General features: G+C 73.2%; 23 protein-coding genes and 1 pseudogene. 16 read left to right on the forward strand and 8 right to left on the reverse strand.

Annotation, left to right across the window (positions count from 1 at the left end):
• Positions 1 to 49: 49 nt before the first annotated feature.
• Both ACFP3U_RS25045 and ACFP3U_RS25050 read right to left on the reverse strand, forming a co-directional pair.
• On the reverse strand, positions 50 to 1,156 hold the full coding sequence (locus ACFP3U_RS25045; protein WP_380227901.1) for a TIGR04222 domain-containing membrane protein: 1,107 nt from the start codon (positions 1,154 to 1,156) through the stop codon (positions 50 to 52).
• Between the two features lie 141 nt (positions 1,157 to 1,297).
• Positions 1,298 to 2,643, reverse strand: a pseudogene (locus tag ACFP3U_RS25050) (multinuclear nonheme iron-dependent oxidase).
• 222 nt (positions 2,644 to 2,865) lie between these two features.
• Between ACFP3U_RS25050 and ACFP3U_RS25055 the strand changes: the two are divergent.
• The 8 genes from ACFP3U_RS25055 (at position 2,866) to ACFP3U_RS25090 (ending at position 10,164) form a co-directional block, all read left to right on the forward strand.
• Positions 2,866 to 3,786, forward strand: a complete 921-nt coding sequence (locus tag ACFP3U_RS25055; RefSeq protein WP_380227902.1) for a GNAT family N-acetyltransferase — start codon at positions 2,866 to 2,868, stop codon at positions 3,784 to 3,786.
• A 206-nt stretch (positions 3,787 to 3,992) separates the two neighbouring features.
• Positions 3,993 to 4,739 (forward strand): hypothetical protein, encoded by a 747-nt coding sequence (locus tag ACFP3U_RS25060; RefSeq protein ID WP_380227904.1) that lies wholly within the window; start codon positions 3,993 to 3,995, stop codon positions 4,737 to 4,739.
• Positions 4,740 to 4,815: 76 nt separating this feature from the next.
• A complete protein-coding gene (locus ACFP3U_RS25065) occupies positions 4,816 to 5,790 on the forward strand; it encodes an MBL fold metallo-hydrolase (RefSeq protein WP_380227905.1) in 975 nt (324 codons plus the stop codon).
• A 107-nt stretch (positions 5,791 to 5,897) separates the two neighbouring features.
• Positions 5,898 to 7,460 carry an ATP-binding protein gene (locus tag ACFP3U_RS25070; RefSeq protein WP_380227906.1) on the forward strand — a complete coding sequence of 521 codons (1,563 nt, stop codon included), beginning with the start codon at positions 5,898 to 5,900 and terminating at the stop codon, positions 7,458 to 7,460.
• 89 nt (positions 7,461 to 7,549) lie between these two features.
• Positions 7,550 to 7,945, forward strand: a complete 396-nt coding sequence (locus ACFP3U_RS25075) for a roadblock/LC7 domain-containing protein (protein WP_380227936.1) — start codon at positions 7,550 to 7,552, stop codon at positions 7,943 to 7,945.
• Positions 7,942 to 8,304, forward strand: a complete 363-nt coding sequence (locus tag ACFP3U_RS25080; protein ID WP_380227907.1) for a DUF742 domain-containing protein — start codon at positions 7,942 to 7,944, stop codon at positions 8,302 to 8,304. Before ACFP3U_RS25075 ends, ACFP3U_RS25080 begins: the two co-directional genes overlap by 4 nt.
• Positions 8,305 to 8,341: 37 nt before the next feature.
• Positions 8,342 to 8,944 carry a GTP-binding protein gene (locus tag ACFP3U_RS25085; RefSeq protein WP_380227937.1) on the forward strand — a complete coding sequence of 201 codons (603 nt, stop codon included), beginning with the start codon at positions 8,342 to 8,344 and terminating at the stop codon, positions 8,942 to 8,944.
• Positions 8,941 to 10,164: a cytochrome P450 family protein gene (locus tag ACFP3U_RS25090; protein WP_380227909.1), complete on the forward strand. Its 1,224-nt coding sequence runs from the start codon at positions 8,941 to 8,943 to the stop codon at positions 10,162 to 10,164. Before ACFP3U_RS25085 ends, ACFP3U_RS25090 begins: the two co-directional genes overlap by 4 nt.
• A 62-nt stretch (positions 10,165 to 10,226) precedes the next feature.
• Here the strand turns inward: ACFP3U_RS25090 and msrB are convergent, their stop codons facing one another.
• From msrB to ACFP3U_RS25110, 4 genes are all read right to left on the reverse strand, one after another.
• Complete coding sequence (gene msrB, locus ACFP3U_RS25095) at positions 10,227 to 10,631, reverse strand: peptide-methionine (R)-S-oxide reductase MsrB (RefSeq protein WP_380227910.1); 405 nt, start codon at positions 10,629 to 10,631, stop codon at positions 10,227 to 10,229.
• A 21-nt stretch (positions 10,632 to 10,652) separates the two neighbouring features.
• Positions 10,653 to 12,035 carry a UDP-N-acetylmuramate--L-alanine ligase gene (gene murC, locus ACFP3U_RS25100; protein ID WP_380227938.1) on the reverse strand — a complete coding sequence of 461 codons (1,383 nt, stop codon included), beginning with the start codon at positions 12,033 to 12,035 and terminating at the stop codon, positions 10,653 to 10,655.
• 178 nt (positions 12,036 to 12,213) lie between these two features.
• Entirely contained in the window at positions 12,214 to 12,675 is a 462-nt protein-coding gene (locus tag ACFP3U_RS25105) for an indole-3-glycerol phosphate synthase (RefSeq protein ID WP_107084186.1), read from the reverse strand.
• 140 nt (positions 12,676 to 12,815) lie between these two features.
• A complete protein-coding gene (locus ACFP3U_RS25110) occupies positions 12,816 to 13,583 on the reverse strand; it encodes a pyrimidine reductase family protein (protein WP_380227911.1) in 768 nt (255 codons plus the stop codon).
• 125 nt (positions 13,584 to 13,708) lie between these two features.
• On the opposite strand from ACFP3U_RS25110, the gene zapE reads away from it, so the two are divergent.
• The 6 genes from zapE (at position 13,709) to ACFP3U_RS25140 (ending at position 19,686) form a co-directional block, all read left to right on the forward strand.
• Positions 13,709 to 14,767 (forward strand): cell division protein ZapE, encoded by a 1,059-nt coding sequence (zapE, locus tag ACFP3U_RS25115; protein WP_380227939.1) that lies wholly within the window; start codon positions 13,709 to 13,711, stop codon positions 14,765 to 14,767.
• A gap of 56 nt (positions 14,768 to 14,823) precedes the next feature.
• Positions 14,824 to 15,198 (forward strand): type II toxin-antitoxin system RelE/ParE family toxin, encoded by a 375-nt coding sequence (locus tag ACFP3U_RS25120; RefSeq protein ID WP_380227912.1) that lies wholly within the window; start codon positions 14,824 to 14,826, stop codon positions 15,196 to 15,198.
• A complete protein-coding gene (locus ACFP3U_RS25125) occupies positions 15,195 to 15,503 on the forward strand; it encodes a helix-turn-helix domain-containing protein (protein WP_380227913.1) in 309 nt (102 codons plus the stop codon). The genes ACFP3U_RS25120 and ACFP3U_RS25125 overlap by 4 nt, the downstream gene beginning before the upstream one ends.
• Before the next feature lie 44 nt (positions 15,504 to 15,547).
• Positions 15,548 to 17,641 (forward strand): excinuclease ABC subunit UvrB, encoded by a 2,094-nt coding sequence (gene uvrB, locus ACFP3U_RS25130; protein ID WP_380227914.1) that lies wholly within the window; start codon positions 15,548 to 15,550, stop codon positions 17,639 to 17,641.
• A gap of 252 nt (positions 17,642 to 17,893) precedes the next feature.
• Complete coding sequence (locus ACFP3U_RS25135) at positions 17,894 to 18,475, forward strand: TerD family protein (RefSeq protein WP_380227915.1); 582 nt, start codon at positions 17,894 to 17,896, stop codon at positions 18,473 to 18,475.
• A 191-nt stretch (positions 18,476 to 18,666) separates the two neighbouring features.
• Positions 18,667 to 19,686 carry a TerC family protein gene (locus tag ACFP3U_RS25140; RefSeq protein WP_380227916.1) on the forward strand — a complete coding sequence of 340 codons (1,020 nt, stop codon included), beginning with the start codon at positions 18,667 to 18,669 and terminating at the stop codon, positions 19,684 to 19,686.
• Positions 19,687 to 19,750: 64 nt separating this feature from the next.
• Here ACFP3U_RS25140 and ACFP3U_RS25145 read toward each other — a convergent pair whose 3' ends face one another.
• A complete protein-coding gene (locus ACFP3U_RS25145; RefSeq protein WP_380227917.1) occupies positions 19,751 to 20,404 on the reverse strand; it encodes an MBL fold metallo-hydrolase in 654 nt (217 codons plus the stop codon).
• Positions 20,405 to 20,449: 45 nt separating this feature from the next.
• Entirely contained in the window at positions 20,450 to 21,175 is a 726-nt protein-coding gene (locus ACFP3U_RS25150; RefSeq protein WP_380227918.1) for a maleylpyruvate isomerase family mycothiol-dependent enzyme, read from the reverse strand.
• A 266-nt stretch (positions 21,176 to 21,441) separates the two neighbouring features.
• Here ACFP3U_RS25150 and uvrA point away from each other — a divergent pair, with 266 nt between their 5' ends.
• Together uvrA and ACFP3U_RS25160 are read left to right on the forward strand one after the other, a co-directional pair.
• A complete protein-coding gene (gene uvrA, locus ACFP3U_RS25155) occupies positions 21,442 to 24,366 on the forward strand; it encodes an excinuclease ABC subunit UvrA (protein ID WP_380227919.1) in 2,925 nt (974 codons plus the stop codon).
• A gap of 191 nt (positions 24,367 to 24,557) precedes the next feature.
• On the forward strand, positions 24,558 to 25,010 hold the full coding sequence (locus ACFP3U_RS25160) for a Rieske (2Fe-2S) protein (protein ID WP_380227920.1): 453 nt from the start codon (positions 24,558 to 24,560) through the stop codon (positions 25,008 to 25,010).
• Positions 25,011 to 25,019: the final 9 nt, after the last annotated feature.

The following is a 25,019-nucleotide window of genomic DNA, read 5'->3' on the forward strand; positions in this document are numbered from 1 at the left end:
GCGATACCGAACTGTGACGTCCGGGCGAACCGTCGGCGCCCCGTCGGGCTCAGGATCCGCAGCCTCCGCCGCCGCTGCAGCTGGAGGACGAGGAGGACCCGCAGGAGGAGGACGACGAGGAGGAGCAGCTGGAGCCGGACCCGGAGCTGGAGCCGGAGGAGCAGCTGAAGGAGCTGCCGCAGCCGCTGCTCCCGCCGCAGCTCGATCCCGAGGAGCCCGAGGAGCCCGAGGAGCCCGAGGAGCCGGAGGAGTCCGAGGAGTCGGAGGACGAGCCGCACCAGACGGCGGGGTTGGAGCCGGAGGAGCCGGACGAGGAGGAGCCGGTGGCGGTGGAGGCGGCGACCGCCCGGGCGGTCTGGTCGGCGGCCTCGGCGGCGAGCAGCGCCTCCAGCAACTCCTCGTCGCCGAGGCCCTCGGCACCGAGGACGGCCAGGCCGCCGAGCGCGATGGCGCCGAGGAGGACGGCGTCGGCGCCGCCCAGGACCGCGCCGTGGTGGGGCTGCCAGGGCTTGCCGTTGTCCATCAGTCCGAGCTGGCGGCGCCCGGCCGGGGTGATCCGGCCCCTCAACGGGCGGGTGACCAGCAGGGAGACCAGGCCGACGGCGAGCAGCACCAGCGGGACCAGCAGGCCGGGGTGGTCGGAGCCGGGCTCGTCGGAGTCGAGCAGGTACGCGAGGGCGGTGGTGGCCACCACGGCCAGCAGCGCGAAGCGGAGCAGCCGGTGCGCCGTCCGGGCCCGGCGGAGCCGGTCGGGGTTGCGCAGCAGGCCCCGGGCGGCGAGTTCGTCGCCGATGGCCTGGACGCCGGGCGAGCGCATCACGGCGCCGCGCAGCGAGCCGAGGTCCCGGCTGCGGGACGGGCCGATCGCGGCGATGATCTCGCCGTCGACCGCGTCGGAGGGCTCCGCCGCGGTCAGCGTGACCAGGCGGGAGCGGCTGACCACGACGTGGCCGAGCCGGTGCATCCGGACCAGGGCGGTGTCGAAGACCCGGCCGGGGCCGCCGGAGAGGAAGGCGGCCTCCAGCAGCGGGATGCCGCGGCCGGGCAGGCCCTTGGGCTTGCTGACGCGCTGGGCGGCCTGCTTGGTCTGCGCGGCGTACAGCACGGCGGCGGCCAGCAGGAGGGCCGGCAGGAGGTAGTAGGTGTTGTGCCACATAGTTGGGTCCCCCGGGTGGTGAGTGGCGGTTCGGGCGCGCGCGGCGCCGTCGTTCGAGTGGTTCTGGGGTGGGGCGGGGCGGGGTGCGAACGGACGCGGGGCGGGAACGGACGCGGGGCGCCGTTCGGGCGCGCGGACCGTTCAGGCGTCCCGGCCGGGCCGCAGGGTGCGGCGCAGGCGGGCGAGCGGGCCGGGCCGGCGTTCGGGCTCGGGCCGGAGCCACTGCTCCAGGGCCCGTCGTTGCTCCCCGGACGGTTCCGGGTGCGCGGTGAGCGCCCACTCGGCGAAGGCCCGGGCGTCGGCGCGATAGCCGTCGGTCTGCGGATGGCTGTGGGCGTAGGCGAGGAAGAGCGGACCGTACTGCGCGCCGAGCAGTCGGGGCAGGGCCGGGGCCACCTTGGCGGCGGTGTCGCGCCGTTTGGCGGCCAGCCCGGCGGCCTGCGCGCGCACCTGGGCCGGGTCGAAGCCGGGCGGCACCGGTCCGCCGGCCACCAGGGCGGTGAGCAGTTCGGTCTGCCGGGCGGCCAGCCGGGCCCGCGCCGCTTCGGTGTCGGACGCGTGTCCGGGAGCACCGGTCGCGCGGGGGTCGGCGGTCACCGTCCGCCGTCCAGGACCCGCCGGATGGCGTCGAGTTCGGCCGCCAGCTCGGCGGGCGGCGGGAACGCGGCGTCGCGCTCCAGCAGCACCCCGGGCGGCGCGACCCGGGCGCACAGCTCGGCCAGCACCTCCAGCACCGGCTCGGTGACCGGGTGGGCGTGGGTGTCGTGCCAGACGCCGTCGACCATGGTGCCGCCCGCGACGTGCACGTAGGCGAGCGCCTCCAGCGGCAGGCGGTCCAGCTCGGCGGCCGGGTCGATGCCGAGGTTGACCCGGTTGGTGTGCAGGTTGGCGACGTCGATCAGCAGTCGGACGCCGGTCCGCTCGACGAGTTCGGCGAGGAACTGCCCCTCGGTCAGTTCGTCGTCCGGCCAGGCCAGTTGGGCGGCGATGTTCTCCAGCGCCAGCGGCACCGGCAGCTGGTCCTGGGCGATCCGGACGTTCTCGGCGATCACCCGCAGGGCGTCGCGCGAACGCGGCACCGGCAGCAGGTGGCCGGCCTCCAGGCCGCCGGCCCGGACGAACGCGAGGTGCTCGGTGACCAGCGGGGAGCCGAGCACCCCGGCGGTCTCGGCGAGCCGGGCGAGGCAGGCCGGATCGGGCCGGTCGGCGCCGCCGAGGCCGAGGCCGACACCGTGCGGGACCACGGTGAGGCCGCGGTCGAGCAGGATCCGCAGGGACTCGGGGAGGTGGCCGCCGCAGATGTTCTCGGCGACCACCTCGACCCAGTCCAGGCCGGGCTGCCGCTCGACCACGGTGTCGATCTCGCCGCGCCAGCCGAGGCCGACGCCGAGCCGGCGGGGCGCTTCGGTAAGGGCGTTCGTATGGGTGGTGCTGCCCGTCGTCGTTGCGGGTGGCTGCGGAGCGGTCCGCAGGGCGGGGGAAGTCATCGGTGCGCCCCCTTCGGAGGGCTGGGTGGAGAGCCGTCGGCCGGCGCGGGCTTCGTCGCCAGGGCCGCCGGGCTGTGGTGCTGAGCATGTCCCCGGACGGTGCGGCTGCCAAGCCTCGTCCGGTCATCTCAGAGCATTACTTGAGCTTCGTGCCGTGGGCGGGGCGAGGCGGGAAGTAATCGTGGGCGCACGAGCCGGTCGGGCGGCTACCGTGGCGCACCTATGACGACACTGACGATCCGTGACTTCCGGCCCGACGACGCGGAGGCCGTGGCGGCCGCCCACCGCGCCGGGCGCGAGCACCTGGTCCAGGCGCCCGAGATTTTCGTCTGGCTCGACGCCCGTCAGGCGAAGGGCGCGCACTACCGCACCTTCGTCGCCGAGCTGGACGGCCGGGTGGTCGGTTCGATCCGCTGCGGCGTCGTGCTCGGCACCACCACGCGGGGGATCGGCCACGCCAACGGCAGCGTCCTGCCCGAGGACCGGCGGCGCGGGGCCTTCACCGGACTGCTGGCCGCCGCCGAGCGGCACCTGGCCGGGCACGGCGTGGTCGAGATGCACAGCTGGGTGGACGACGAGCCCGGTCCGCGCGCCTTCGCCGAGGCCCGGGGCTTCACCGCGGGGCGGACGGCGCACTTCGGCGGCCGGGGGCTCGGCCGACTGCTGCCCGAGGCCCCGCCGCTGCCGGCCGGGGTCGAGCTGCGCCCGGCGAGCCACTGGGCGGCCGACCCGCACCCGGTCTTCGAGGTCGAGGCGGACGCGATCCTGGACGAGCCGGGCGAGGTGGTGATGGACGCCGCCGACTACGACGAGTGGCTGGCCGGCGAGTGGCGCCGCCCGGACTTCGACGCCGACCTGGGCGTCGTGGCCACGGTCGACGGCCGCCCGGCCGCGTACACCGCCGTCTACACGGACGGCGACCGGTACTGGTCGGCGTTCACCGCCTGCCGCCGGGACTTCCGCGGGCGGGGGCTGGCCAAGCTCGCCAAGCGGGAGTCGCTGCGCCTGGCCCGCGAGGCCGGTCTGCGCCACGCCTACACCTCCAACGACGCGACCAACGCGCCGATGCTGGCGATCAACGCGTGGCTCGGCTACGAGCGCTGCGCGAGCGAGCGGAAGTTCATCAAGCGCCTGGACGGCTGAGCGGTCCCTGTCGTTCCTGTCGTTCCTGCCGTCCCCATCGGTCCGGGGGCTGACGGAGCGTGACCTTCGCTGAGCCGGACGGGTGAATCGGGCGCACCGCCGGGCGCGCGCGCCGGGTCCCTGCCCGGCTCGGGAGTTCCCGGGGTTCTACGGGGCATCACATCCGCGAAGACAGTTCGTGTCCGGTTCTTCGCGCGGGGGGTGCCATGGAGATCCTGCTCCAGATCCTGGTCGGGTTCGTCCCGGCCGTGATCGGCTTCGTCGCCGCCCGTTCGCTCGCCCGGACCCGCCTCTTCCTGCGCTACGGCTTCCTGCGCGCGCTGCTCGGGCCGTACGGCCGGGTCCAGATCGTCACCCCGAGTATCGAGGTGGCCGAGTTCGCCTACGCCAAGGACGGCTGCCAACTCACCAGCCGGGGGCCCCGGAACGTGCTCTTCATGCCGATGGCCGAGGCACGGGCCATCGCCGAACTCACCGACCTGCTGCGGAAGATCAACCGGAAGGCCACCATCGAGCTGGTCACCGCGGGTGCGCAGGATCCCCGGATGCCGACCTTCTCGATCGGCGGCCCGAGCGTCAACGCCTACTCGGCCGGCGTCCTGGCCACCGCCTTCCCGGACTTCCGGCTGGAGCACCCGCAGACGGCCCGGGCCCGCTGGGGCGGGATGATCTTCGAGGCGCAGTACAACGCGGCCGACGAACTCGTCCGCGACCACGGCTTCGTGTTCGTCACCCACACCTCCCGGCACGCGCCCTGCGTGGTGCTCTGCGGGGTCTTCGCGTTCGGCTCGGCGATGGCGGTCGAGGCGCTCGCGGCGGCCGGCCGGCAGTCCCCGCTGGCCGCGCTGTTCCGCTCGGGGGAGAGGGGATTCGTCGCCGTCGAGGGCCGGGTGATCGGCCTGGACATCGTGGACGTGACCGTCGAGGTGTGCCGGGTCCTGCCGTCGGCCTGAGACTCCGGAGTGGGAAGTGGCCGAAATCGCCAAGGTTTTGCTCCATCGCTGTCACATCATCGGCATAATCGCGCCCATGACGATCAACCGTGCGAACGTGAGCGCGATTGCCGAGGACCTGTACGTCTGGCTTCCGCCGAAGCGGGGCTGGGGACTGGCCAACTGCGGACTGCTCGCCGGGCAGCGGACGGCGCTGTGGATCGACACCCCCTACGACCCCTCGCTGGCCGCCGAGTTCCTCGCCGAGAGCCGCAAGCGGCTGGCCGACGGCGTCACCGTCGACCGGATCGTCGTCACCCACGCCAACGGCGACCACCTCTGGGGCGCCGGCGTGCTGCCGGACGCCGAGGTGATCGCCACCCGCGAGGCGCTGGAGCACATCCACTGGGAGCCGACGCCCCAGCAGACCCACGCGCTGGTCGCCGGCGGCGACCCGGACTCGCCGCTCGGCGGCTACCTCCGGCGCCACTTCGGGCAGTTCGACTGGTCGCGGACCGAGCCCGTCCACCCGGACACCGTCTTCCACGGCGAGCTGGAGCTGCGGGTGGGGGAGTACCCGGTGCAGATCACCGGCCTGCCCGCCGCCCACACCGGAGGCGATCTCATCGTCCACCTCCCGTACCAGCGCGCGGTGTTCACCGGTGACGTGATCTTCGGCTCGACCGCCGAACAGCCCGGCGACCACCCCTCGCACTGGGCCGGGCCGCTGGAGAACGTCATCGCCGCCTGCGAGCGGATCCTGGCCACCGGCGCCGAGATCGTCGTCCCCGGCCACGGCCCGGTGCTCGACCGGGCGGGCGTCCGCGAGCACATCGCCTACCTCCGGTACGTCCGCGACCGCGCGCACGCCCTGCACGCCGCCGGGCTCCCCGCCCTGGACGCGGCCCGCCGGATCATCGCCGAGCGGCGCTACCCGGAACTCGGCCTGCCCGAGCGGCTGGTGCTCACCGTCGCCGCCGAGTACCGGCACCTGGACGGGAGCGAGGTGCCGAACGTCCTGGAGGCGATGGGCCAGGTGGCCCTGGTGGCACGGGAGTTGGCCGAGGCCTGAGCCGGCGGGGCCGGTCCGGTCCCGCCGTGCACCACCCCGCCGCGCCGGGGTCCGCACCACTTCTCGACCGAGCCCGTTCTTCGTACAGGACAACTCCGAGGACGTCGATGACGCAGCTGCTGGTACCGGCCCTGGCGCTGATCGCGCTCGCCGCGCCCGTGACCGCCGCCCTCCTGGCGCGCGGTCGCGCGTACGCGGTGGCTCGGGCCGGCGCCGCCGAGGCCGCGTCGGCCCAGGCCGAGCAGCAGGCGCGCGAGGCCGAGCAGCGCGCCGGCGCCGCCGAGGAGGCCGCCGCCGCCCTGCTGGCCGAGATCGGCCACCTCGCCACCGAGCGGGTGGCCGCCGTCGCCCTGCGGCTGAGCCACCCCAACGCGCCGATCGCCGGACCGCTCGACGCCGCCGCCGTCGGCCCGGACGCCGTGCGGGCCCTGCAGGCCGTCCTGGACGCGGCCGCCGCCGCCGTCACCGAGGAGCGGGAACGCGTCGACGCCGCCGCCCGCTCCACGATGCGCGGCGCCACCTCCAAGATCCAGACGCTGCTCTACCAGATCCAGAGCCTGGTCCAGCAGCTCCAGCACGACAACGACGACCCCCGGCTGCTGGAGGTCGACTTCCGCAACGAGGTCGCGCTGCGCCGGATCCAGACCGTCGCCGTGCTCTGCGAGTCCTGGCCCGGCCTGGCCCGCACCGACTCACCGCTCGCCGAGGTGGTGGTCGGCGCGCTCTCCCGGGTGCCCGGTTACGCCCGCATCAGGGTGGCCAACCACCTGCGCGAGGACCGGCTGGCCGTGGTCGCCCGGGCCGCCGAGCCGGTGGCCATCGCCGTCGCCGAGATCCTCGCCAACGCCACCGCCTACTCGCACCCCGAGACGGACGTGCCGGTCACCCTCCAGCAGGGCGGCCGGGGCGCGCTGGTGATCGTCGACGACAGCGGCATCGGCATGGAGGAGGACCAGCTCCGCCGGGCCCGCCGGCTGCTGGCCGGACCGTCCGAGGTGCTGCTCACCGAGCTGGGCAACCCGCCGCGGACCGGCTTCGCGGTGGTCGGCAGGCTGGCCCGGCAGTACGGCTTCTCCTGCCACGTCGAGCCCTCCCCGTACGGGGGCATGCGCGCCATGGTCCGGATCCCGGCCGGGCTGCTGACGGTGGTGGACGAGGAGCAGCCGCTCTCGGTGCTCACCCCGCTGCCGCTGCGCGCCGGTGCCGGTCCGACCGGCTCGGTTGGCACCATGGGCGGCCGCGTCCCGGCGATCCACGTCGTCCCGCCGGTACGGGCGGTGCCGGACGCGCCCGCCGAAGCGGACGACGGCACCGGACTGCCCAGCCGCCGCCGTCGCCGCCCGCTGCCGTCCGCCGCCGGTGCGCCGGCATCCGAGCCGGGCGCCGTCCGCCCGGTACGGACGCCCGAGCAGGCCGCCGCCCGCTGGCAGGCGCTCCAGCACGGCACCGGCTCCGGCCGCGCCGCCGTGGCGGACGCGGAGGCGGAGACGGTGGCGGAGGCCACCGCGGCCCCCGAAGAGGCCGACGCCACCAAGAGCCTCCACCCCCCGTCCCCCCAGGCGCCCGGCCCCGCCGGCGCCGACCGGGCGGCCCCGCCCCGCCCCGACGCCGCCCACACCGGCGCCGGTCCCGCGGAGGCGTCCGGCCACCGGAGCACCCAGACCCCCTGAGGAGCCGCGCCGTGAGCAGCACGCCCAGCCCCACCCGCACCGCCAGCCCCGCACCCGCCACCGCCAGCTCGACCACCGCCGCCGAAGGGATCGGGTGGGTGCTGACCCCGCTCCTGGAGCTGCCGGGCGTCGTCCACGCCGTGGTCGCCACCGGCGACGGCCTGGTCGAGGCCGCCTCGGACAGCCTCGGCCGCGCCTCCGCCGAGCGGGTCGCCGCGATGACCGCCACCGTGCACGCCGCGGCCCGCGCGTTCACCACCGCCTTCACCGACGCCGACCAGCCCCGGCTCGCGCAGACCGTGGTCGAGTCCGAGCTGGGCTTCGCCGTCGTCGTCCCGGCCGGGGAGAACACCTCGCTCGCGGTGTTCACCACGCCGGAGGCCCAACTGGGCAACGTCGCCTACCAGATGCAGGTGCAGGTCGCCGCGCTGGGCCGCGCCCTGGCGAGTCCGGCCCGGCGGCAGGGCGCCCCGGCGCGGTCATGACCGCCGTCCCCCGCAGGCGGCTGGTGCCCGCCTACCTGGCCACCGGCGGCCGGGCCGTACCCGGCGCCGAGGGGTTCGAGCGGCTCACCGTGCTGTCCGCGACCGGTCCCGAACGCCCGGCGGCCCTCGCCGGGTTGGAGGCGGAGCACCTGCGGCTCTGGGAGCTGCTGCGGCCCGGCGCGCTCACCGTCGTGGAGGCCGCCGCGCACCTGCGGCTGCCGGTCAGCGCCACCGTCTTCCTCGCGGCCGACCTGGTCGAGGCGGGCTGCCTGCACGCCCGCGCGCCGATCCCCCGCGCCCAGCAGACCGACCGCTCCATCGTCGAGAGGCTCCTCGTTGGACTCCGCACTCTCCGGTAGGCCGCCCGCTCAGGACCGGCCGGGCCGGCCGGACCGGGTGGACCGGGTGGACCGGGTGGGCTACCTGCCCGACCCCGAACAGACGCTGATCAAGCTCGTGGTCGCCGGCCCCTTCGGCGTCGGCAAGACGACCTTCATCCGCACCCTCTCGGAGATCCCGACCCTGCACACCGAGGAGGCGATGACCGAGGCCGGCGCCCCCGTCGACGACCTGGCCGGCCTGCCCGGCAAGTCCACCACCACGGTGGCGGTCGACTTCGGCCGGCTCACCCTGCCCGGCGAGGTGGTGCTGTACATGTTCGGCACCCCCGGCCAGCGGCGGTTCTTCCCGCTCTGGCAGGACATCGCGCGCGGCGCCCTCGGCGCCCTGGTGCTGGCGGACACCCGCCGGCTCGCCGACTCCTTCGAGATCATGGACATGGTCGAGGAGCAGGGGCTGCCGTACGCGGTCGCCGTCAACCGCTTCCCCGACGCGCCCGTCCACCCGCCCGCGGTGCTCCGCGGCCACCTCGACCTGCACCCGGCCACCCCGCTGGTGCTCTGCGACGCCCGCGAGCCGGGCTCCAGCCTGGACGCCCTGATCGCGCTCACCGAGCACGTCCTGCACGGCCTGCCGCCCGCCGCCCCGGAGCAGTCATGACCGACCCCGAGAACACCCCGACCGCCCTGCACGGGCCGGACTTCGCCGCCGACCCGGGAGCGGTCTACGCACGCCTCCGCCGGCAGGGCCCGGTCGCCCCGGTGGAGATCGCGCCCGGGGTCGGGGCCCTGCTGGTCACCGACTACCAGGCCGCGCTGGACCTGCTGCGCGACACCGACACCTACTCCAAGGACTCCCGCGCCTGGCAGCGGACCGTCCCGCCGGACTCCCCGCTGCTGCCGGTGCTCGGCTACCGGCCGACCGCGCTGTTCAGCGACGGCGCCACGCACGCCCGCTACCGGCAGGTGATCACCGACGGCCTGGCGCTGCTGGAACCGCACCTGCTGCAGCGCCGGGTCGCCGAGGTCGCCCACCGGCTGATCGGCGCGTTCGGGGCCACCGGCTCCGCCGACCTGATCGCCGACTACGCCCGCCGGCTGCCCGTCCACGTGGTCACCACCTGGTTCGGCGTCCCCGAGGAGCACCGGGAACGGCTGGTGGCCGGCATCGTCGGCATGATCGAGTCCACCCGGCAGGCGGTGACCGCGTACGCGGACGTCGTCGAGGTGGTCACCGCGATGGTCGCCGAGCGCCGCGAGCGCCCCCGGCACGACCTGACCTCGTGGTTCCTCACCCACCCGGCGGGGCTGGACAACGACGAGGTGGTCCGGCAGATCACCCTGACCATGATCGCCGGGAACGAGCCGACCACCAACCTCATCGGCAACGCCCTGCTCCGGCTGCTCACCGACGCCCGCTACGCCGGCTCGCTGTTCGGCGGCGCGATGACGGCGCACCAGGCGATCGACGAGGTGCTCTGGCACGAGCCGCCGCTGGCCAACCTCTCCGCCCACTACCCGCGCTGCGACACCGTCCTGCACGGCCGGGCGATCCCGGCGGGCTCGCTCGTGCTGGTCTCCTACGCGGCCGCCAACTCCCAGGCCGCCCCGCCGGCCTGCCCCGCCGCCCGCGCCGACACCGCCGGGCTGCGCAGCGGTGAGGCGGCGCACCTGGCCTGGGCGGCCGGCCCGCACGCCTGCCCGGCCCGCGACCCGGCCCTGCTGATCGCGATCACCGCCGTCGAACAGCTGACCAGCCGGATCGGCGACCTCGACCTCGCCGAACCCGCCGACACCCTGCCCTGGCGCCCGGGCCCCTTCCACCGCGCCCTGGTCCGCCTCCCGGTCCGCTTCACCCCGGTCACGGCCGCCGCCGGATAGCGCGGGGCCCGGGCACCCCCGCGGGGGTGCCCGGGCCCGTCAGCTCCGGGGTGCGCGCTCCGTCACTCCGCCGGCTTCAGCGTCAGCGAGACGCTGTTGATGCAGTACCGCTGGTCCGTCGGCGTGCCGTAGCCCTCGCCCTCGAAGACGTGGCCCAGGTGGCCCCCGCAGCGGGCGCAGCGGACCTCGACCCGGCGCATGCCGAGCGAGGTGTCCTCGATGTACTGGACGCGGTCGCCGGCCAGCGGCGCGTAGTAGGACGGCCAGCCGCAGTGGCTGTCGAACTTGGTCTCCGAGCTGAACAGCTCGGCGCCGCAGGCCCGGCAGCCGTACACGCCGACGGTCTTGGTGTCGGTGTACTCGCCGGTGAACGGGCGCTCGGTGCCGGCCTCCCGGAGGACGCGGTACTCCTCCGGGGAGAGCTCGGCACGCCACTCGGCGTCGGTCTTCTCGATCTCGTAGCTCATGACGGCTCCAGGTCGGCGGACTCAGACGTTGGTGGAAACGTTCGCGAGGTGCCCCAGGATTTCCGGGCCGAGATTGGTGACGTCACCGGCGCCCATGGTGAGCAGCAGGTCGCCCGGGCGGGCCAGGCCGGCCAGCAGCGCGGGGGCGGCGGAGAAGTCGTGCTCGGCGGTCACCTCGGCGCCGGCCCGGCGGGCGGCGTCGATGATCAGCTCGCTGGTGACGCCGGGGATCGGGTCCTCGCGGGCCGGGTAGATGTCCAGCACCACGGAGGCGTCGGCCAGCGCCAGCGCGGCGCCCATCTCCTCGGCGAGCTGCTGGGTGCGGCTGAACAGGTGCGGCTGGAAGACCACCAGCACGCGCCCGCCGGTGGCCTCCCGGATCGCCTCCAGGTCGGCGGTCATCTCGGTCGGGTGGTGGGCGTAGGAGTCGATCACCTGGACGCCGCCCGCCTCGCCCTTGAGCTGGAGCCGGCGGCGCACGCCGGTGTAGGCGCCGAGGGCCTTGGCCAGGTCGGCGGCCGGGACGCCCAGCGCGACGCCGGCGGCCAGCGCGGCGACCGCGTTGTGGGCGTAGTGCCGGCCGGGCACCGAGACGGTGAAGCCCAGCTCCTCGCCGTCCAGCAGGACGGTGACCTCGCTGGTCATGCCGCGCGCGACGACCGACAGCACGCGCAGGTCGGCGTCCTCGGCGGCGCCGACGGTGACCACGTTCAGGTCCGCGCGGCCGGCCACCCGGGCGGTCAGCTCGCGGGCGCCGTCGTGGTCGGCGGAGACCACCAGGGTGCCGCCGGGGGTGATCCGGCCGACGAAGGTCTCGAAGGACTCGTGGATCTCGTCGATCGAGGCGTAGTTGGCGTGGTGGTCCAGCTCCACGTTGAGCACGATCGCCACCTCGGGCGCGTACTTGTGGAAGCTGCGGTCGCTCTCGTCGGCCTCGGCGACGAAGATCTCGCCGGTGCCGTGGTGGGCGTTGGAGCCGGGGGCGTCGAGGTCGCCGCCGATCGCGTAGGACGGGTCCAGGCCCAGCTCGCCGAGGGCGACGGCGAGCATGCTGGTGGTGGTGGTCTTGCCGTGGGTGCCGGCCACCGCCAGCGCCCGGCGCCCGCCCATCAGCGCGGCGAGCGCGTCGGAGCGGTGGACCACCGGGATGCCGCGCTCGCGGGCCGCGGCCAGCTCCGGGTTGTCGGCGCGGATGGCGCTGGAGACGACGATGCTGCTCGCGCCGTCCGGCACGTGCTCGGCGGCGTGGCCGATGTGCACACTGGCGCCGAGGGCGCGCAGCGCGAGGACGGTCTCGGACTCCTTGGAGTCACTGCCGGAGACGCTGGCCCCGCGCACCGCGAGGATCTTCGCCAGGCCGGACATGCCGGCGCCGCCGATGCCGATGAAGTGCGGGGCGTGCAGGTCGTGCGCGGCGTCGTTCAAGGCGGGGCTCCGTACGGGCGGGGACAGGGGAGGGGCGGACGACGTGCGAATCGTCCTCGCGGCCGGACCGCAAGGACGATTCTGCACCAGACGGCGTGCGGACCCCGCCCCGCCCGACCCGGGGACCCCGCCCCGCCCGACCCGGGGACGCCGGGCGTCAGGAGTCGCTGGCGAACAGCCGCAGCACCGGAACGCCCACCTTGTGGCGGGCCTGGGAGGCCCAGTCGCGGTGGAAGAACTCCTCCACGAAGTGCGGGGACGTGAGCACCACCACCTCGTCGGCCCGGTGCTCCTCCACCACGGCGCGCAGCCGGTCCAGCGGCTTCTCCTCGACCAGCTCGCCGACCGCCTCGGCGCCGGCCTCGCGCAGGTGGCGCAGGCTGTGCTCCAGCGACTCGGTGGCGACCGTCGGCCCGCTCTCGGACTCGTCGTGCTCGTGCACCACCTTGTCGAGGTGGCCGAGGGCGACGTCGTCCAGCGCCCGCAGCAGCTCGTCCTGCTTGCCGCGCGGCTGCATCAGGACGACGAAGGACACCTTCTCCTCGCTGTGGAGCGTGGTGACGAGCTCCACGTCGGCGTCGGAGAGCGCCTTTTCGATCATCAGTACCGTCTTGAACACGTGAGTCCCTTCCAGTCACCGGCCCCCGGGCCCGGCTTCGCATCCCATACTGCCCGGCGGAAGCTTTCCGCACGCTGCTCACCCGGCACGCGGGCCACGCGGAGGAAGTCCCTCGGGGGAGCGGGAACGCGGTCCGGAGGTCACGGGGTCGGCGTACGCAGGTAACGGGTGAAGAGGAATCCTTTCTGCTCGATCAATGAGACCAGTCGCATCCGCCGCACGTCAGGCATTTCCGCATCGTGGATGATGCGCGGCGCGTCGCCGCCGGTGATCAGCGGCGCCAGCGACAGGCACAGCTCGTCCAGCAGGTCCTCGGCCGCCAGCTGTCCCAGCAGCCGCGGGCCGCCCTCGGTCAGCAGCCGCGTCCAGCCCCGGTCGGCCAGCGCCGCGACCGCCGCCCGCAGGTCCACCGAGCCCCGCCCGACCGCGATCACGTCGGCCACCTCGGCCACCGCCGCCAGGCTCCGCTCCGGCGCGTCCTCGGTGGTGACCACCACCGTGCGCACCAGCGGCTCGGTGAACAGCGGCGAGGCGAGGTCCAGGCCCAGTGAGCGGCTGACGATCGCGATCACGGGGACCGGCGGCTGCCCGGCCGCCCGGCGCGCCGCGGCGAACTCGGCCCGCGCCCGGGCCGGCCGGTACCCCTCCGCCCGCACCGTCTCGGCGCCCACCAGCACCACGTCCGCCAGCGCCCGCAGCACCCCGAAGATCCGCTTGTCCGCGGGGCTCGACAGGCCCTCGGAGAGCCCGTCCAGCCGCGCCCCGCCGTCCAGCCCGGACACCATGTTGGCGCGCAGCCAGGGCAGGCCCCGATTCACCTGGTCGGGGTACGCGTAGACGGCGGCGAGCGCCTCCAGCGACTCCGGATCGTCGAACGTCACGCCCAACGGGCTGATCAGCTGCTCCATGCCCCCAGTGTCGCAGCGGCAGGGGCGCGGCGGCCCTCGGCGGCGCCCGTCCCGGCCCGGGTCGGCGCCTCCCCCGACCAGGCGTACCCTTTATCACCGTGCCCGCAGCTTCCCACTCCGCCACCGTGACCGAGCCGATAGCCGCCGCCGGTGCCGCCGGCTCGCCGATCGCGCTCACCGACCGCCGCCCGGTCGTGCCCGCCGAGCGCCTGGTCGCCGAGATGGTGCCGCCGCCGCGGTTCTCCGACGTCAGCTTCGGGACGTACCTCCCGGACCAGGGCCAGCCCAGCCAGTACGAGGCCGTGCAGGTCCTGGAGCAGTTCGCCGCCACGCTCAACGGCGGAAACGGTTCGGCGCCCAAGCGCGGCTGGTTCCGCCGCGGCGCCCCGGCCCCCGCCGGCCCGGCCGGCATCTACCTCGACGGCGGCTACGGCGTCGGCAAGACCCACCTGCTCGCCTCGCTCTGGCACGCCGCCCCCGGCCCGAAGGCCTTCGGCACCTTCGTCGAGCTGACCAACCTGGTCGGCGCGCTCGGCTTCCAGCAGGCCGTGCGGACCCTGTCCGACCACCGGCTGCTCTGCATCGACGAGTTCGAGCTGGACGACCCGGGCGACACCGTGCTGGTCTCCACCCTGCTCGGCCGCCTGGTCGAGAACGGCGTCAAGCTGTGCGCCACCTCGAACACCCTGCCGGAGAAGCTCGGCGAGGGCCGGTTCGCCGCCGCCGACTTCCTCCGCGAGATCCAGGGCCTGTCCGCGCACTTCCGCCCGATGCGGATCGACGGCCAGGACTACCGCCACCGCGGCCTGCCCGCCGCCCCGCCGCCGTACCCGGACACCGAGGTCGACGCCGTCGCCGCCCGCACCCCGGGCGCCTCCCTGGACGACTTCGACACCCTGCTCGCCCACCTCTCCGCCGTCCACCCCAGCCGCTACGGCGCCCTCCTGGACGACGTGACCGCGGTCTGCCTGCGCGGCGTCCGCCAGGTCGACGACCAGTCCACCGCCCTGCGCCTGGTCGTCCTCGCCGACCGCATGTACGACCGCGAACTCCCCATCACCGCCTCCGGCCTGCCCTTCGACCAGGTCTTCCCCGAGGAACTGCTCCGCGGCGGCTACCGCAAGAAGTACCTCCGCGCCGTCTCCCGCCTCGTCGCCCTGGCCCGCGACAGCGCCAAGAGCTGACAGCGTGACCTCGGCGCCGGTCGGGCGTTGCTCCCTGCGGAACGGAGGGGGAGCGTGTGACCGGGGACCGGGAAGCCTGGACGATCGAGATCGAGCCCGAGGTGCGCGCGTGGCTGCGCACCTGCTCGATCGCCGAGTACCGGGCGGCCGAACGTGCCGCCGACCGGTTGGCCGACGAGGGGGAACTGCTGCCGTTCCCCCTGGCCAGCCATCTCGGCGGCCCGCTGCGGGAACTGCGGATCGGGCCGATGCGGATCACGTACTGGCTCGCCCCCGCCCGATGGGCTGTGCTCCTGACCGTCTTCCGCAAGACTAGGAACCGCGAGAGCGACGAGGTCGGGCGCGCGCACCGGGCCCAGAAGCTGTGCGAGGCCGAGCATGCCCCGGCCGCCGGACACCAGGTCTACGACAGGGACGAGGAGGAGCGATGAGCAGCGGCTACCACACCCGCTGGGTCGTGCCGCCGGAGCACCGGGAGACCGAGGAGTACCGGGCGGCCGGGCGGCGGATGGCACTGGCCGAGGCCGTGTACGCCCGCCGGTCGGCGCTCGGTTGGACCGTCGCCGAGCTCGCCGAACGGGCCGGGCTGGACGAGGAGACCGTCGAGAGCATCGAGGAGAGCGGGGTGGATCCCACCCTGCCGCTGATCGAGCGCCTGGCCGCCGCCTTCGACTCCGCGGTCCGTATCGACCCCGCCGGAGAGCCCGCCATCAGGTTCGAGGCCCACGCGGCCTGAGCGAACGGTCTCCGGCTGTCGGTGGGGGGTCGTACGGTGGAGGCGTGCGACCCATCACGAGTATTGAGCGGTCAGTGGCGCCCTTCGAGGTCGTCAGTCCCTACCAGCCGAACGGTGACCAGCCCGCGGCGATCGCCGAGTTGGAGCGGCGGATCCGGGGCGGGGAGAAGGACGTCGTCCTGCTGGGCGCCACCGGTACCGGCAAGTCGGCCACCACGGCCTGGATGATCGAGAAGCTGCAGCGGCCCACCCTGGTGATGGCGCCGAACAAGACGCTGGCCGCGCAGCTGGCGAACGAGTTCCGCGAGCTGCTGCCGAACAACGCGGTCGAGTACTTCGTCTCGTACTACGACTACTACCAGCCCGAGGCGTACGTCCCGCAGACGGACACCTACATCGAGAAGGACTCCTCGATCAACGAGGAGGTCGAGCGGCTGCGCCACTCGGCGACCAACTCGCTGCTGACCCGCCGGGACGTGATCGTGGTCGCGTCCGTCTCCTGCATCTACGGCCTCGGCACGCCGCAGGAGTACGCGGACCGGATGGTGCGGCTGAAGGTCGGCGAGGAGATCGACCGGGACGTCCTGCTCCGGCGCTTCGTCGACATCCAGTACACCCGCAACGACCTCGCCTTCACCCGGGGCACCTTCCGGGTCCGCGGCGACACCATCGAGATCTTCCCGGTCTACGAGGAGCTGGCCGTCCGGATCGAGATGTTCGGCGACGAGATCGAGGCGCTGTACACGCTGCACCCGCTCACCGGCGAGATCATCAGCCAGGACGACTCCATCCACGTCTTCCCGGCCTCGCACTACGTGGCCGGCCCGGAGCGGATGGAGCGCGCGGTCACCGACATCGAGAAGGAGTTGGAGCAGGCCCTCGCCCGGATGGAGAAGCAGGGCAAGCTGCTGGAGGCCCAGCGGCTGCGCATGCGCACCACCTACGACATCGAGATGCTCCGCCAGATCGGCACCTGCTCCGGCGTCGAGAACTACTCGATGCACTTCGACGGCCGCGAGCCCGGCTCCCCGCCGAACACCCTGCTCGACTACTTCCCGGAGGACTTCCTCCTGGTCATCGACGAGTCGCACGTCACCGTCCCGCAGATCGGCGCGATGTACGAGGGCGACGCCTCGCGCAAGCGCACCCTGGTCGAGCACGGCTTCCGGCTGCCCTCCGCGATGGACAACCGCCCGCTGAAGTGGGAGGAGTTCCTGGAGCGGATCGGCCAGACCGTCTACCTGTCGGCGACCCCGGGCCAGTACGAGCTCTCCCGGGGCGACGGCCAGGTCGAGCAGATCATCCGCCCGACCGGCCTGATCGACCCCGAGGTGATCGTCAAGCCGACCGAGGGCCAGATCGACGACCTGGTGCACGAGGTCCGCAAGCGGGTGGAGAAGGACGAGCGCGTCCTGGTCACCACGCTCACCAAGAAGATGGCCGAGGACCTCACCGACTACATGCTCGGCCTGGACATCCGGGTCCGGTACCTGCACAGCGACGTGGACACGCTGCGCCGAGTCGAGCTGCTGCGCGAGTTGCGGGCCGGCCGGTACGACGTGCTGGTCGGCATCAACCTGCTCCGCGAGGGCCTGGACCTCCCCGAGGTCTCCCTGGTGGCGATCCTGGACGCCGACAAGGAGGGCTTCCTGCGCTCCGGCACCTCGCTGATCCAGACCATCGGCCGCGCCGCCCGCAACGTCTCCGGGCAGGTCCACATGTACGCGGACCGGATCACGCCGTCGATGGAGAAGGCCATCGACGAGACCAACCGCCGCCGTGAGGTGCAGCAGGCGTACAACAAGAAGCACGGCATCGACCCGCAGCCGCTGCGCAAGAAGATCGGCGACATCCTGGACACCCTCGCCCGGGAGGACGTGGACACCGACGAGCTGCTCGCCACCGGCTACCGCGCGCCGGGCGCCAAGGGCAAGGCGCCGGTGCCGGCCCTCGGGGCCGACCGCAAGCCGGCGAAGTCGATGCCGGCCGCCGAGCTGGCCGAGCTGATCCAGTCGATGACCGACCGGATGCACGCCGCCGCGACCGACCTCCAGTTCGAGGTGGCGGCCCGGCTGCGCGACGAGGTCAAGGAGCTGAAGAAGGAGCTGCGCCAGATGCGCGAGGCCGGCATCGCCTAGCCGCAGGGCCCTCGCAGGACGCCCGCCGGGTCTGGCCGGTTCCGTTCCCGGCCGGGCCCGGCGGGGCGTCGGCGCTTCCCCGGAGGGGTACACGGCGGGAAACGCGTTCGACCGCAGGGCCTAGGCTGGCCTGCGGTGCCGTCGCTGGTCGGGCGGCCGGAAGAGGGGGCCTCAGCCGGGGGACGGCAACGGGGTGTTCCACCGTGGAGCCGGCGCGGGGATCCCGCGCGGCCGGGCAGAGAGGACAGCTCCGTGTCGGTGAACCTGGCCAAGGGGCAGCGGGTCAGCCTGCAGAAGGGCCCGGGGGAGACGCTGACCGTGGTCCGGATGGGCCTGGGCTGGCGGGCGGCGCCCCGGCGGGGCCTGTTCGGCAGTCGGACCCGGCACATCGACCTGGACGCCTCGGCGCTGCTGTACGCCGAGCGGACGCCGTCCGACGTGGTCTTCTTCCAGCACCTGGAGAGCTCCGACGGGTCGGTCCGGCACACCGGGGACAACCTGGTGGGCGGGGCCGGGGCGGGGGAGGACGACGAGGCGATCCTGGTCGACCTGGCGCACGTGCCGCCGCACATCACCCAGGTGGTGTTCACGGTCAGCTCCTACACCGGGCAGACCTTCGCCGAGGTGCAGAACGCGCACTGCCGGCTGGTGGACGAGTCGACCGGCGTGGAGCTGGCCCGGTACGAGCTGACCGGCGGCGGCCCGCACACCGGACAGGTGATGGCGAAGGTGTTCCGGGACGGCAACGGCGGCTGGGAGATGCAGGCGATCGGCGCCCCGGCGAAGGGGCGGACCTTCCAGGACCTGCTGCCGGTGATCGAGCCGTTCCTCTGACGGTTCTTTACCTTCTTTACCTTTCCTTGCCTTCCCTGTTACTCTCGATGGCAGCGGAGGGGAGTATTCCTCGACAGTCGACCCCGTCATCACGGGTGCCCATCGCGGCACCCCGGGGCGCTGGCCCGACGGGCGGAAGAGACCTCCGGCAGTGACGATGACTGTCTCGCCTACCTGCCGGAGGAGCAGTAGTGGACGTTTCCGTAAGCCTGTGGGTTGGCACGATCGTGGTGCTTTTGGCGCTGGTCGTGGCCGATTTCTTCATCGGCGGCCGCAAGCCGCACGAGGTGTCGATCAAGGAAGCCGGGGTCTGGACCACGGTCTGGGTCGTCCTGGCGGCGCTCTTCGGCGGTTTCCTCTGGTGGCACTCCGGGGCGACGCCCGCCGGTGAGTTCTTCGCCGGGTACATCACCGAGAAGTCGCTCAGTGTCGACAACCTGTTCGTCTTCATCCTGATCATGAGCAAGTTCGCGGTGCCGAGGATCTACCAGCAGCGCGTGCTGATGTTCGGTGTGATCATCGCCCTGGTGCTGCGCGCGGTCTTCATCGCCGGCGGCGCCGCCCTGGTCGCCCAGTTCTCCTGGGTGTTCTTCATCTTCGGCGGCTTCCTGATCTGGACGGCCTGGAAGCTGATCAAGGAGGCGCGGGCCGACGAGGAGGACGAGGAGTTCGAGGAGAACCGCCTGCTCAAGTCGATCGAGCAGCGCTTCCCGTCGACCGACAAGTACCACGGCACGAAGCTTTTTGTGAGGGAGAAGGGCAGCATCCGGGAGAACGGCCGCCGGCTGATGACCCCGATGCTGATCGTCATGCTGGCGATCGGCACCACCGACGTCCTGTTCGCGCTGGACTCGATCCCGGCGATCTTCGGTCTGACCCAGGACCCGTACATCGTCTTCACCGCCAACGCCTTCGCCCTGATGGGCCTGCGCCAGCTGTACTTCCTCATCGGCGGCCTGCTGAAGAAGCTGGTCCACCTGTCGTACGGCCTGTCGGTCATCCTCGGCTTCATCGGCGTCAAGCTGGTGCTGCACGCGCTGCACGAGCAGGGCGTGCACGTCCCGGAGATCGGCATCCCGTTCTCCCTGGGCGTCATCGTGGTGGTGCTCGCCGTCACCACCGTGACCAGCCTGATGGCCTCCAAGAAGGCCGCGCTCGCCGAGCAGGTGGAGCAGGGCGGCCAGGGCGAGCCGGAGAAGCTGGACGCCTGACCCCGTAGGACGGCGGGCCCGCGACCGAGTACCGGTCGCGGGCCCGCCGCCGTTTCCGCCGCCACTACCAGCCGCGCTCCTGCCACTCGGCGAGGTGCGGGCGCTCGGTGCCGAGGGTGGTGTCGTTGCCGTGGCCGGGGTAGACCCAGGCCTCGTCGGGGAGGGCGTCGAAGAGCTTCTCGGTGACGTCCCGGAAGAGGCTCTCGAAGGCCGCCTTGTCGCCCCAGGTGTTGCCCACGCCACCGGGGAAGAGGCAGTCGCCGGTGAACACGTGCGGGTGGCCCTGCGGGTCGTCGTAGACCAGCACGATCGCGCCCGGGGTGTGGCCGACCAGGTGCCGGACGGTCAGCCGGCAGTTGCCGACCGTGAGGGTGTCGCCGTCGTCCAGCGGCAGGTCGGTCGGCACCGCGATCTCCTCGGCGTCGATCCGGCCGGCGGCGGTGCGGGCGCCGGTGGCGGCGACCACCTCGGCCAGGGCCGCCCAGTGGTCGTGGTGCCGGTGGGTGGTGACCACGGTGGCCAGCTGCTCGCCGACGGTCTCCAGCAGCACCGGCGCGTCCGCCGCCGCGTCGATCAGCAGCTGCTCGTCGGTGTCGCGGCAGCGCAGCAGGTAGGCGTTGTTGTCGTACGGGCCGACCGCCACCTTGGTGATGATCAGATGCGCCAGCTCGCGCACGTGCGGCGGCCCGCCGACCTTGACCGCTCCGTGGTACGTCATCCGTCCGCTCCTTCTCCAGTGGCTCCTGGGATCATCCTCGCGCCCTCAGCCCAGCGGGGGAAGCCGGGGGAGGGCGGTGTCGGGGGTGCGGGCCAGGTCGGCGCCGGTGGAGCGGCCGGAGAGCCAGGCGAGCAGGGCGCGGACGGGGCCGCGGACGGTGAGGACGGGCTCGCCGGTGCCGATCAGGCCGGTGTCCCCGGTGTCCTCGGCGAGCAGCTCGACGGCGGGCAGGTCGGCGCCGGCCAGCTTGGCGGCGAGCCGGCGGAACTCGGCGGTGGCGAAGGCCTCCGGCCAGTGCGCGGGGGTGTAGCCGGCGTCGAGGTCGACGTGGTGGTACTCGACCTCCATCAGGCGCTTCCACGGGATGTCGGCGGCCGGGAAGGTGTAGCCGGTGCGGTGGCGCACCGAGGCCGACCAGGCCTCGGGCGGCAGCAGGGCGGCGGCCGCGGTGAAGCGGTCGTCGGACGCGCGCAGGTCGGCGAGCTGGACGTCCAGCGGGCGGGGCGCGTCGCGCTCGATGTCCTGGTCGCGGACCTCGTTGCTGGCGTACTGCGGGATGTCGGTGCCGGTGCGGGCGCCGTTCAGCAGGTTGACCAGCGAGTCGGCGTTGCGGGCGAGGTGGGCGAGCACGTGGCCGCGGGTCCAGCCGGGCAGCGCGGAGGGCTCGGCGACGGCTTCGGGCTTGAGCTCGGCGACGGTGTGCAGCAGGTGCCGGGTGCTCTCCTCGACCTGGCTCAACCAGGACGCGGCGGCGGTCTGCGGGTCGGTCATCGGATACGGCCTCCGTCGGTGTGGGCGTTGCCCGAGTGGGCGTTCGCTCGTTGACGGGGCGACGCTATCGCCGTTCCCCGCTGCTGAGCAGGGGCTTTTCAGGCCGGGCGTCAAGGCTCTGCGGATCGCCCTCACTCGTTCGGGTGGACCCGGCTGGACAAGCGTGAGAATCGAACGCCTGAGCTAGTAGGCTGGCTGCCGCATCCTGGAAGAAGTAACGCATCCCGCAACCAGCCCTCTCGCCCCGGAGAAAGGCGCCAGAAGCAGTGGCCGACCGCCTCATCGTCCGCGGTGCTCGCGAGCACAATCTCAAGAACGTCTCGCTCGACCTACCGCGTGACTCCCTCATCGTCTTCACGGGCCTCTCCGGCTCCGGCAAGTCCTCGCTGGCCTTCGACACGATCTTCGCCGAAGGCCAGCGCCGCTACGTCGAGTCGCTGTCCTCCTACGCCCGCCAGTTCCTCGGGCAGATGGACAAGCCCGACGTCGACTTCATCGAAGGCCTCTCCCCGGCCGTCTCGATCGACCAGAAGTCCACCAACCGCAACCCGCGCTCGACCGTCGGCACCATCACCGAGGTCTACGACTACCTCCGCCTGCTGTTCGCGCGGATCGGCAAGCCGCACTGCCCGCACTGCGGCCGCCCGATCGCCAAGCAGTCCCCGCAGGCCGTCGTCGACAAGGTGCTTGAGCTCGCCGAGGGCACCCGTTTCCAGGTCCTCAGCCCGGTGGTGCGCGAGCGCAAGGGCGAGTTCGTCGACCTGTTCGCCGACCTCCAGTCCAAGGGCTACGCCCGGGCCCGGGTGGACGGCGAGACGATCCAGCTCGCCGAGCCGCCCAAGCTGAAGAAGCAGGAGAAGCACACCGTCGAGGTGGTCATCGACCGCCTCACCGTCAAGGAGAGCGCCAAGCGCCGGCTGACCGACTCGGTCGAGACGGCCCTGCGGCTGAGCGGCGGCATGGTCGTGCTCGACTTCGTCGACCTCCCGGAGGACGACCCCGAGCGCGAGCGGATGTACTCCGAGCACCTCTACTGCCCGTACGACGACGTGTCGTTCGAGGAGCTGGAGCCGCGCTCGTTCTCCTTCAACTCGCCGTTCGGCGCCTGCCCGGACTGCTCCGGCCTCGGCAACCGGATGGAGGTGGACCCGGAGCTGGTGGTGCCCGACGACGAGCGCTCGCTGGACGAGGGCGCCATCCACCCGTGGTCCGGCGGCCACACCAAGGAGTACTTCCAGCGGCTGATCGACGCCCTCGCCGGTGAGCTGGGCTTCCGTACCGACATCCCCTGGGCCGGGCTGCCGGCCCGCGCCAAGAAGGCGCTGCTGTACGGCCACAAGCACCAGGTCGAGGTCCGCTACCGCAACCGGTACGGGCGCGACCGCTCCTACACCACCGGCTTCGAGGGCGCGGTGCCGTTCATCCAGCGCCGCCACCAGGAGGCCGAGAGCGACTCCAGCCGCGAGCGCTTCGAGGGCTACATGCGCGAGGTGCCCTGCCCCACCTGCCAGGGCACCCGGCTCAAGCCGGTGGTGCTGGCGGTCACCGTCGAGGGCCGGTCGATCGCGGACGTCTCCTCGATGTCGATCAGCGACTGCTCGGACTTCCTCGGCGCGATGAAGCTCAACGCCCGGGACAAGCAGATCGCCGAGCGCGTCCTCAAGGAGGTCAACGAGCGGCTACGGTTCCTGGTCGACGTCGGCCTGGACTACCTCTCGCTCGACCGCGCGGCCGGCACGCTCTCCGGCGGCGAGGCCCAGCGCATCCGGCTCGCCACCCAGATCGGCTCCGGCCTGGTCGGCGTGCTCTACGTACTGGACGAGCCGTCCATCGGCCTGCACCAGCGGGACAACCACCGGCTGATCGAGACCCTCGTCCGGCTGCGCGACATCGGCAACACGCTGATCGTCGTCGAGCACGACGAGGACACCATCAAGATGGCCGACTGGGTGGTCGACATCGGCCCCGGCGCCGGCGAGCACGGCGGCCGGGTGGTGCACTCCGGATCGCTGAAGCAGCTGCTCGGCAACAAGGAGTCGCTCACCGGCCAGTACCTCTCCGGCAAGCGGAGCATCCCGATCCCGGCCGCCCGCCGCGACCGGGACAAGAAGCGCCAGCTCACCGTGCACGGCGCCCGCGAGCACAACCTCAAGGACGTCACGGTCGGCTTCCCGCTCGGCACCTTCACCGCGATCACCGGGGTCTCCGGCTCGGGCAAGTCCACCCTGGTCAACGACATCCTCTACACCCACCTCGCCCGGGAGCTGAACGGCGCCCGCACGGTGCCCGGCCGGCACACCCGGATCACCGGCACCGACCTGGTGGACAAGGTGGTGCACGTCGACCAGTCGCCGATCGGCCGCACCCCGCGCTCCAACCCGGCCACCTACACCGGCGTCTTCGACCACGTCCGGCGGCTCTTCGCGGAGACCCAGGAGGCCAAGGTCCGCGGCTACCTGCCCGGCCGCTTCTCGTTCAACGTCAAGGGCGGCCGCTGCGAGAACTGCTCCGGCGACGGCACCATCAAGATCGAGATGAACTTCCTGCCGGACGTCTACGTGCCGTGCGAGGTCTGCCACGGCGCCCGGTACAACCGGGAGACGCTGGAGGTCCACTACAAGGGCAAGTCCATCGCCGAGGTGCTGGACATGCCGATCGAGGAGGCGCTCGGCTTCTTCGAGGCCGTCCCGGCGATCGCCCGTCACCTGAGGACGCTCAACGACGTCGGCCTCGGCTACGTCCGGCTCGGCCAGTCCGCGCCGACCCTCTCCGGCGGCGAGGCCCAGCGCGTGAAGCTCGCCTCCGAGCTGCAGAAGCGCTCCACCGGCCGGACGGTCTACGTGCTCGACGAGCCCACCACCGGTCTGCACTTCGAGGACATCAGCAAGCTGATCAAGGTGCTCTCCGGCCTGGTGGACAAGGGGAACACGGTCATCGTCATCGAGCACAACCTCGATGTCATCAAGACCGCCGACTGGATCGTCGACATGGGCCCCGAGGGCGGCTCCGGCGGCGGCACCGTGGTCGCCGAGGGCACCCCCGAGGAGATCGCGGCCGTCTCGGAGAGCCACACCGGCAAGTTCCTGCGCGACATCCTGCCGGGCGGGTTCGCCGACGCCCCGGCCACCGCCCCGGCCGCCCCGGCCAAGGCCAAGGCTCCGCGCAAGCGCGCCGCGGCGGCCCGCGGGTAGGTCCGGTCCGACCGGACGGCGCCCCGGCCCGCCCGTTCCCGCCCGCCCCCGGCACCCCCGGGGGCGGCCGGGAGCACGCCGCATAGAATTCCGGGCGGCCCGCAGCCGCGAAGCCGAACCACGCGACACCACGCGACACCACGCGACGACGCCGAGCCACGCGAAGCCGCCGCCGAACCAGGAGCACCCCCATGTCCGAGGCCCCCGAGAGCCCCGCCCCCTCCCGCCGCACCCTGCTCTGCGGGGCCGCGGCCGTCCTCGCCGCCGGCGGCACCGTCGCCGTCTCCGGCTGCTCCTCCTCCGCCTCCTCCACCGGCTCCGGCTCCGGCTCCGACACCGCCGCCAAGACCCCGGTCGACGTCGGCCCGGCCGCCGCCGTCCCGGTCGGCGGCGGCACCGTCTTCCGCGAGAAGCGGATCGTCGTCACCCAGCCCACCGAGGGCCAGTACAAGGCGTTCAGCGCCAAGTGCACCCACGCCGGCTGCATCGTCGACCAGGTCAAGAACCAGAAGATCCAATGCCCCTGCCACAGCAGCATGTTCGGCATCGCCGACGGCGCCGTGGTGGACGGCCCGGCCCCGACCCCGCTGCCCGCGTACGACGTGGTGGTCGAGGGCGGCAACCTCAAGGTGACTCCCCGCTGAAGCAGTTGA

It is taken from the genome of Kitasatospora misakiensis, assembly GCF_042656005.1.
Classification (GTDB): Bacteria; Actinomycetota; Actinomycetes; order Streptomycetales; family Streptomycetaceae; genus Kitasatospora; species Kitasatospora misakiensis.

Coding starts and splice junctions, on each gene's coding strand:
- ACFP3U_RS25045 (WP_380227901.1), bottom strand. CDS start 1,156: ATGTGGCACAACACCTACTACCTCCTGCCGGCCCTCCTGCTGGCCGCC.
- ACFP3U_RS25055 (WP_380227902.1), top strand. CDS start 2,866: ATGACGACACTGACGATCCGTGACTTCCGGCCCGACGACGCGGAGGCC.
- ACFP3U_RS25060 (WP_380227904.1), top strand. CDS start 3,993: ATGGAGATCCTGCTCCAGATCCTGGTCGGGTTCGTCCCGGCCGTGATC.
- ACFP3U_RS25065 (WP_380227905.1), top strand. CDS start 4,816: ATGACGATCAACCGTGCGAACGTGAGCGCGATTGCCGAGGACCTGTAC.
- ACFP3U_RS25070 (WP_380227906.1), top strand. CDS start 5,898: ATGACGCAGCTGCTGGTACCGGCCCTGGCGCTGATCGCGCTCGCCGCG.
- ACFP3U_RS25080 (WP_380227907.1), top strand. CDS start 7,942: ATGACCGCCGTCCCCCGCAGGCGGCTGGTGCCCGCCTACCTGGCCACC.
- ACFP3U_RS25090 (WP_380227909.1), top strand. CDS start 8,941: ATGACCGACCCCGAGAACACCCCGACCGCCCTGCACGGGCCGGACTTC.
- msrB (WP_380227910.1), bottom strand. CDS start 10,631: ATGAGCTACGAGATCGAGAAGACCGACGCCGAGTGGCGTGCCGAGCTC.
- ACFP3U_RS25110 (WP_380227911.1), bottom strand. CDS start 13,583: ATGGAGCAGCTGATCAGCCCGTTGGGCGTGACGTTCGACGATCCGGAG.
- ACFP3U_RS25125 (WP_380227913.1), top strand. CDS start 15,195: ATGAGCAGCGGCTACCACACCCGCTGGGTCGTGCCGCCGGAGCACCGG.
- ACFP3U_RS25145 (WP_380227917.1), bottom strand. CDS start 20,404: ATGACGTACCACGGAGCGGTCAAGGTCGGCGGGCCGCCGCACGTGCGC.
- ACFP3U_RS25150 (WP_380227918.1), bottom strand. CDS start 21,175: ATGACCGACCCGCAGACCGCCGCCGCGTCCTGGTTGAGCCAGGTCGAG.
- ACFP3U_RS25160 (WP_380227920.1), top strand. CDS start 24,558: ATGTCCGAGGCCCCCGAGAGCCCCGCCCCCTCCCGCCGCACCCTGCTC.